The 7,587-nt window shown below is 46.2% G+C and carries 5 protein-coding genes; all 5 read right to left on the bottom strand.

Annotated elements, in window-relative coordinates; all coding sequences use genetic code 11:
* Positions 1 to 458: 458 nt before the first annotated feature.
* A complete protein-coding gene (gene lysS, locus OCU21_RS06355) occupies positions 459 to 1,928 on the bottom strand; it encodes a lysine--tRNA ligase (protein WP_261806601.1) in 1,470 nt (489 codons plus the stop codon).
* A 63-nt stretch (positions 1,929 to 1,991) separates the two neighbouring features.
* Positions 1,992 to 2,993, bottom strand: coding sequence for a tRNA dihydrouridine synthase DusB (dusB, locus tag OCU21_RS06350; protein WP_261806597.1), 1,002 nt, complete (start codon positions 2,991 to 2,993; stop codon positions 1,992 to 1,994).
* Positions 2,994 to 3,669: 676 nt separating this feature from the next.
* Positions 3,670 to 4,551, bottom strand: a complete 882-nt coding sequence (hslO, locus tag OCU21_RS06345; protein ID WP_261806596.1) for an Hsp33 family molecular chaperone HslO — start codon at positions 4,549 to 4,551, stop codon at positions 3,670 to 3,672.
* Positions 4,552 to 4,731: 180 nt separating this feature from the next.
* Entirely contained in the window at positions 4,732 to 6,927 is a 2,196-nt protein-coding gene (gene ftsH / locus OCU21_RS06340) for an ATP-dependent zinc metalloprotease FtsH (RefSeq protein WP_261806595.1), read from the bottom strand.
* Positions 6,928 to 7,035: 108 nt separating this feature from the next.
* A complete protein-coding gene (gene hpt, locus OCU21_RS06335) occupies positions 7,036 to 7,572 on the bottom strand; it encodes a hypoxanthine phosphoribosyltransferase (protein ID WP_261806594.1) in 537 nt (178 codons plus the stop codon).
* Positions 7,573 to 7,587 lie beyond the last annotated feature (15 nt).

The following is a 7,587-nucleotide window of genomic DNA, read 5'->3' as shown; positions in this document are numbered from 1 at the left end:
GAGTTAGACTCAATTTTAAATTCATTAACTAGCGAATTGACTTCGCAAATGTTCTTTGTAGATAACGACCGAAATCGCTATCGACCCTGCACATTTATCGAAACTTTGTTCAGTTTTCAAAGGTCTACCTTGTCGCAACAGCAACTTTAATATCTTAGCACGCGGTCATTTTCTTGTCAACAACTTTTTCAGAAAAGGTTGTTAGAACAATGAATGAAGCGCTTCGATAATTGCTATTTCGCAACAAAAACTATCTTATCAATTTAAGCACGTTTCGTCAATACCCAATTTTATTTGTCAAATACGAACCAATTTGTCGATAATTGATATAAAGTTCGTTAAAAAATGCAGTATGCTTTTTTTTAGAATATAGGGTCAGAGAAAACAGGATAAATCTGAACAATAAAAAAGATTTACCACTAAAAAAGTGATAAATCTTTTTGAGTTTTTTCTGAAAACTACTCCGGCCGCATCGTCGGGAATAACAAAACGTCCCGAATCGAAGGTGCGTCGGTCAATAACATGACAAGACGATCGATCCCGATCCCAAGACCACCTGTTGGCGGCATGCCATACTCTAAGGCCTCAATGAAATCGTAATCGACCCCATGAGCCTCATCGTTACCGGCCTCATGCTCAGCTTCTTGCTCCTCAAAACGGGCCCTTTGATCGATTGGATCATTCAATTCAGAAAAGGCATTAGCATATTCCGTCCCCAAAATGAATAGCTCAAAGCGATCAGTAAAACGAGGATCATCAGCGTTCTTCTTAGCTAATGGCGAAACCTCGATTGGATGACCATAAACGAAAGTCGGTGTCTGCAACGTATCTTCAACAAACTGTTCAAAGAACTCATTGATGATATGGCCGACCTCCCAATACGACTCATAATGGACTTGATGTGCGTCTGCGACTGCTCGCGCCTCTGCCAATGTCATCGGCTGCCAAAAATCAACACCAGTTTGGTTCTTGATAGCATCGACCATATGGATCCGATCGAAAGGCTGGTCAAGATTGACTGCCTGGTCCTGATACGTGAATTTACCTGTACCTAAAACTTTTTGAGCCGCATAACGGAAGATACCTTCCGTCTCATCCATCACATCGCGAAAATCAAAATAAGCCGCATACGTCTCAAGCATCGTGAACTCCGGATTATGGCGAGTATCGATGCCTTCATTGCGATAAACACGGCCGATCTCATAGACCCGTTCCATACCACCCACGATCAACCGTTTTAGTTGTAACTCTAAAGCGATCCGCAAATAAAGATCAATATCCAAAGCGTTATGATGTGTAATAAAAGGCCGGGCATTCGCGCCACCTGCCTGCACGTGCAATGAGGAAGTCTCAACTTCAGTAAATTGATGATTATCTAAATATTCACGGACAGCCTTGATGATCTTACTCCGTTTGATAAAACGATCGAAGCTGTCGTCGTTGGCGATCAGATCCAAGTAACGTTGACGATAGATCTGCTCAACATTGCTAAGGCCGTGATATTTATCTGGCAAAGGCCGCAATGCTTTCGTCAAAAAGGTGACATGCTGTGCTTTAACAGTCAATTCGCCAGTATCAGTCTTCATGACTTCACCTGTGACACCAAGAAAATCGCCCAGATCGGCCTTCTTGAAAATCTGATAATTCTCTTCACCGACCACGTCCTTACGAACATAGATCTGAATCCGACCGCTACGATCACGCAGGTCAGCAAAGCCAACTTTTCCCTTGCCCCGCTTGGAGACCATCCGTCCAGCGATCGTCACGACTGGAAGCTCACTCTCCAACGTCTCCTTTTCAGTCTCACCAAATTCTTGATGTAACTGCTGCGCCAAATGACTGCGCTTAAACGCAGTCCCAAATGGATCAATCCCTTCATCACGTAACGCCTGTAACTTTTCACGTCGAACGATCAGTTGATCATTCATTTCCTTTTCAGCCTTATTCTTGCTACTTCCTTGATTTGCCACTTGAACTACCTCTCTCTGTTCTTATTGCGCAGTTTTTTCTGCTTGTCGCGCTTCATAACTCATTACAAAATCATCCAAAATTTGATCAACTTCGGCCTGTGTCAAAACCTCATTGACCATCGCTTTAGTTTTAGCCGCGCGAGGGATTCCCTTCAAATAGTAAGCGGCTTGTTGGCGGAACTCAGGGACCGCGATCTTCTCGCCTTTCAATACCACTAAACGGGCCAACTGTTCTTTAGCTGTGGTGATCTTTTCCCTAGGCGTTGGTTCTGGTAATAGTTCACCACTAGCCAAATAATGTTCGATCGCCTGCAATATCCAGGGATTTCCTAAAGCTGCTCGACCGACCATGACAGCATCACAGCCAACCTCATCAAGCATCCGTTGTGCATCCTGGGGGGTCCGCACATCTCCATTTCCCATGAATGGGATCGTCAATTGTTGGCGCACTTCGGCCAAGATATGCCAATCAGCATGTCCCATATACATCTGCTTGCGGGTCCGCCCATGCATGGCTAATGCCGCCGCGCCAGCCCGCTCAACTGCTTGGGCGTTTTTGACCGCATAAACATGGTCATCATCCCAACCTGTTCGCATTTTGACCGTGACTGGCTTACTGACTTCAGCAACGACCGCCGCCACCATTTCGTAAACCTTCTCCGGATCCAGCAGCCATTTCGCCCCAGCGTCGGTCTTCGTTACTTTTGGAACAGGGCAGCCCATATTGATATCAATAATATCCGCCTTAGTATTCTGATCAATGAATTTTGCTGCATTGACCAAAGTCTCGCGCGTCCCGCCAAAAATTTGGATACTGATCGGATGTTCTTGTGGATCAACAAAGAGCATATCCAAAGTTTTTTGATTGTGGTACATGATGCCCCGATCACTGATCATTTCGCAAACCACTAATCCAGCGCCAAATTCCTTGGCCACCATGCGAAACGCCGAATTGGTGATTCCCGCCATAGGTGCTACCACCACTTGGTTAGGAATCGTTACATTACCGATCTGCCATTCCATTATTTTTAACGCTCCTAATTTAGACTCGCTTAATCTTAGCAAAAAAGCCAGGTCAAACGCAACCTCAGCTACAAAAAAATCAAAGTGCGGAGAGGTGCGGTCAGACCGTTAGCATTAATTTATCTGATTGACTAAGCTGCGAAGCAGATTGGACAATCAGATACTTTAAGGCACAGCGGTCTGCACCTCGCAGCACGTTTCAAAATCAGAGTGCGAAGCACAACGGTTTGACTTCGAGCATTAACCTAGCAAAGATTATGGAAGCGTTCCTTGCTTCCGGAATATTTGTGTAGTTAAGCACAGAAGTCAGTTGTGCGCAGCACGTTTCAAAATCAAAGTGCGGAGCGAGGATGGGTGGCTGCGAGCATTAGCCTAGTCATGGTTTTGAAAGCCGAACTTTGCTTTCGGAACCATGACGTAGCTAAGCACAACAGCCAATCCTCGCGCAGCACGTTTCAAAACCAGAGTGTTCGCCGACCTAGTCAGCTCCTGAGCATTAACCTAGTCAGGATTTTGGAAGCTCGAACTTTGCTTCCGGAAGCCTGACGTAGTTAAGCGCAGAAGTCAGTTGTGCGTAGCACGTTTCAAAATCACAGTGCAAAGCGAGCCGGTTTACTTGTGAGCATTAATCTGACATCTTCATGCACAACAAGCAACGACTTCTTGAAGACTACCATCATGACTTATTTGCTAATAATTGCTGCAACTCTACTTCCGAGAATTGATATTTCTCACCACAAAATTTGCAAACAGCTTCCGCCCCATGATCTTCTGTGATCATCGCCGTCAACTCATCTTGAGACAAGGTCGCCAAAGCCCGGCGAAAACGGTCTTTACTGCAATCACATTTGAACCTGACTGGTGAATTAGAAAGGACTTTGATCGTCCCTGGTCCGAAAATCTGTTGCAGTAACTGAGTTGGCGTCTGACCCTGACGCAACAAATCAGAGACCAAGGGCAATGCCTGTAATCGTTGCTCCAACTCCGTCAATTGGGCCTCTGTCGCAGTCGGTAGCGTTTGGATCAAGAAACCACCAGCGACCTGAACACTGGCATCTTGATTAACAAAAACAGAAAGACCCATCGCCGAAGGAATCTGTTCGGATTTAGCTAAGTAATAGGTAAAATCTTCTGCGATCTCACCTGAAACTAACGGCACCTGACCCGTAAATGGCTCTTTCATTCCTAGATCTTTCGTCACGCTAAGCAACCCATTAGTTCCCACGGCACGGCGAACGTCGATCTTACCTAATGGCGTCGCCGGCAAATTGACCTGTGGCTGGCTCAGATAGCCCTTCACTTCTCCCAACGCATTACCATCGGCGATGATCATGCCCACGGGCCCACCACCTTGGATCCGAACGGTCAGTTTCTCAGGCGCTTTTAAAAGTGCGCTACTTAACAACAAAGTCCCAATCAAGGTCCGTCCCAAAGCAGCCGTGGCAGCTGGCCAAGTGTCATGACGTTGTTGTGCTTCACTGACCACCCCACTGGCGTCGACCGCTAGCATTCGAAATGCACCGTCCGTGGTGATTGCTTTAATCAGATGATCTACCAATTCAATTCCTCATTTCTGAAAACTCTAACTTAGTATACTAGCGTATTTTCACAAAAAATACCAGCGGCGATGTCTTCTTTTAGGATACCTTTGCCAAAACCAGCCACGATTCTGACTAAAAATCAGTCAAAATAAAAGAACCTGAATTTATCTATTCAGGTTCTCATCAACATCTAACAGTTATTGCGGATCATTTGAATCTTTTGAATCTTTTGAATCTTTTGAATCTTTTGAATCATCCGAATCGTGTGTGTCCTTTGGAGCCACATGGTCAGTCGTTGTTTCATCTGGCTGTTCTGGTTGCGGAGCTTCTTTTTCAGCAGGATCCTTCTGTTCACCCTGATCTTCATCAGGTTGTTGTGAAGTAGCTTTATCGGACTGATCAGTTTGCGCGTCCTTTTGCTCCAGAGCCCGTTTGGCTTCTTCAAAAGTCTGGGCATGTTCACTAGGGTAAAGATTACTGTCACGCTCTGGCATCTTGCCTTCTTTAAAGAGACTCAAGATTTCTTTCTCATCCAAAGTTTCATATTTCAGCAATGCTTCTGCGATCAACTTATGTTGTTCATGATGGCTGCTGATGATCTCACGAGCCTCTTCATGAGCAGCGCCAATGATCGCGCGAACTTCATCATCGATCGCCGCCGCGGTCGTTTCAGAGTATGGTGGTCGTTGACCGTACTCAGCGCCAACGAATGGCTGGCCTTCGCTTTCTAAGGCGACGGTCCCTAAACGATCGGACATCCCATATTGAGTCACCATCCCGCGGGCGATTTGAGTAGCCTGCTCAAAGTCATTGGATGCGCCAGTAGACAATGAATTAAAAATCAATTCTTCGGCAGTCCGGCCACCCATCAGTCCAACGATCTGTTCATTCAATTCTTTCTTAGTCAATAGGAATTGGTCATCACGTGGCAACATGATCGCGTAACCACCTGCGCGTCCTCGAGGAACGATCGTTACCTTACGAACGACTCGTGAATCGCTTAGGACCAAACCGACTAAGGCATGACCTGCTTCATGATAAGCCACCATGTTACGTTCTTTGGTGCTGATCACCCGATCCCGCTTAGCAGGACCAGCGATCACACGGTCTTCGGCCTCATCAACGTCCGAAGCGTCGATCTTTGTTTTATTCCGCCGCGCAGCGACCAAAGCCGCTTCGTTCAAAACGTTTTCCAGATCGGCACCGACAAATCCAGGTGTCTGTTGGGCAATGACCTTCAAATCGACATCGTCAGCTAACGGCTTATTCTTGGCATGGACCTTTAAAATCGCTTCACGGCCCTTAACATCAGGACGACCAACTAAGATCTTACGGTCAAAACGACCTGGCCGCAACAAGGCAGGGTCCAAAACATCCGAACGGTTCGTGGCAGCGACAACGATCACGCCTTCATTGCCAGTAAACCCGTCCATTTCGACCAGCAACTGGTTCAACGTCTGTTCACGTTCATCATGGCCACCGCCCATTCCGGCGCCACGTTGGCGTCCGACTGCATCGATCTCATCGATAAAGATGATCGCTGGCGCGTTCTTTTTGGCATTATCAAACAGATCACGAACCCGTGAAGCCCCGACACCGACGAACATTTCGACGAAATCAGAACCAGAGATCGAGAAGAATGGAACGCCAGCCTCACCAGCAACGGCACGAGCTAGCAAAGTTTTACCAGTGCCAGGAGGGCCTTCGAGTAAAACGCCCTTCGGTATCCGCGCGCCCAAAGCATTGAATTTCTTCGGATTTTTCAGGAACTCAACCACTTCGACTAATTCTTGTTTCTCTTCTTCGGCACCGGCAACATCAGAGAAACGTACTTTATTCTTTTGCGGATCTTCTGGCTTAGCCTTGGTCTTGCCGAAACTCATAACACCACGGCCGTTGCCACCGCCGCCACCTTGCCCAGCTTGATTCATCATGAAATAGAAGAAAACAAACAGTAAGATTGTCGGCAGTAACATAAAGAGTGAGCTGATCCAAACGCTGGATTGCGACTCTTCTTGAGTATGCATCGTCACCCCTTCGCTTTGCGCCAATTGGGAAACCTGTTTCAGTGACCCATCATTTGGCAAAAGCGAGGTTGTAAAGCCAGTAATTGCAGTCGTTGTCGTGCCACCAAAAACAGAACCACTAGTGGTCTTCTTGGTGATCGGCTTACTATACTCACCACGGATCGAGTAGACACCATTGGCAGGCTGTACCGTAAATTCCTTGACTTTATTCGCCTTCAACTCGGTAACGAACTTGGTCGTACTTACATTTTGAGTATTGCCGCCATTGCCCCGATTGAACATGAAACTAATCCCCGCAACTATTGCAACAAACATCAGAATGTAAAACAAACCGCTATTTAATAGACGATTACGGTTATTTTTCATTTATGACCTCCTGAATAAATCGATTAGTTGAGCATAATCGAATGTTGTAATCATATCATATTTGACCATTTTTGACCAATATCTAAGGCTAGTGGATCGCAAAATAATTTACGAATAGATACTAGGTTTCAAAACGCCCACATACGGCAGATTACGGTACTGATTTTTATAGTCCAAACCATAGCCGACCAAGAACTCATCGGGAACTTGCACCCCAGTATAGTCAACATGAACATTGATCAGGCGCCGAGCCGGTTTATCGAGAAACGAGCAGATCTTGATTGAATTTGCACCACGTGTTTTCAATAACTTGATCAAAGCTTCCAAGGTCCGCCCTGTATCAATGATATCTTCAACAATGACCAGATCACGGCCGTTGACCGGAATATCCAAATCCTTGAGGATCCGAACTTCCCCACTAGATTCAAATGCATCGCCATAACTGGAAACGTCCATAAATTCGATCTCGGCTGGGGCGTCATAAGCACGGATCAAATCCGTCATAAAGACCACCGCCCCTTTCAATATACAGATAAAGATCGGCACCTTACCTACATAATCGGCCTTAAGCTCTTGACCAAGTCGTGCAACTGCTTCCTGGATCTCCCCCTGGGAAACAATGACTTTTTCAATATCCTCGCGCATCTCGTTCTCCTTAAC

The sequence above is a fragment of the Lapidilactobacillus luobeiensis genome, assembly GCF_024345205.1.
GTDB classification, from domain to species: Bacteria; Bacillota; Bacilli; order Lactobacillales; family Lactobacillaceae; genus Lapidilactobacillus; species Lapidilactobacillus luobeiensis.
Note: the sequence above shows the minus strand (reverse complement) of the source record. Positions and strands in the feature narration are given on the sequence as shown.

Bases quoted from the DNA above. Each gene is read 5' to 3' on its own strand.
- lysS (WP_261806601.1), bottom strand. From the start codon at position 1,928: ATGAATGATCAACTGATCGTTCGACGTGAAAAGTTACAGGCGTTACGT.
- dusB (WP_261806597.1), bottom strand. From the start codon at position 2,993: ATGGAATGGCAGATCGGTAATGTAACGATTCCTAACCAAGTGGTGGTA.
- ftsH (WP_261806595.1), bottom strand. From the start codon at position 6,927: ATGAAAAATAACCGTAATCGTCTATTAAATAGCGGTTTGTTTTACATT.
- hpt (WP_261806594.1), bottom strand. From the start codon at position 7,572: ATGCGCGAGGATATTGAAAAAGTCATTGTTTCCCAGGGGGAGATCCAG.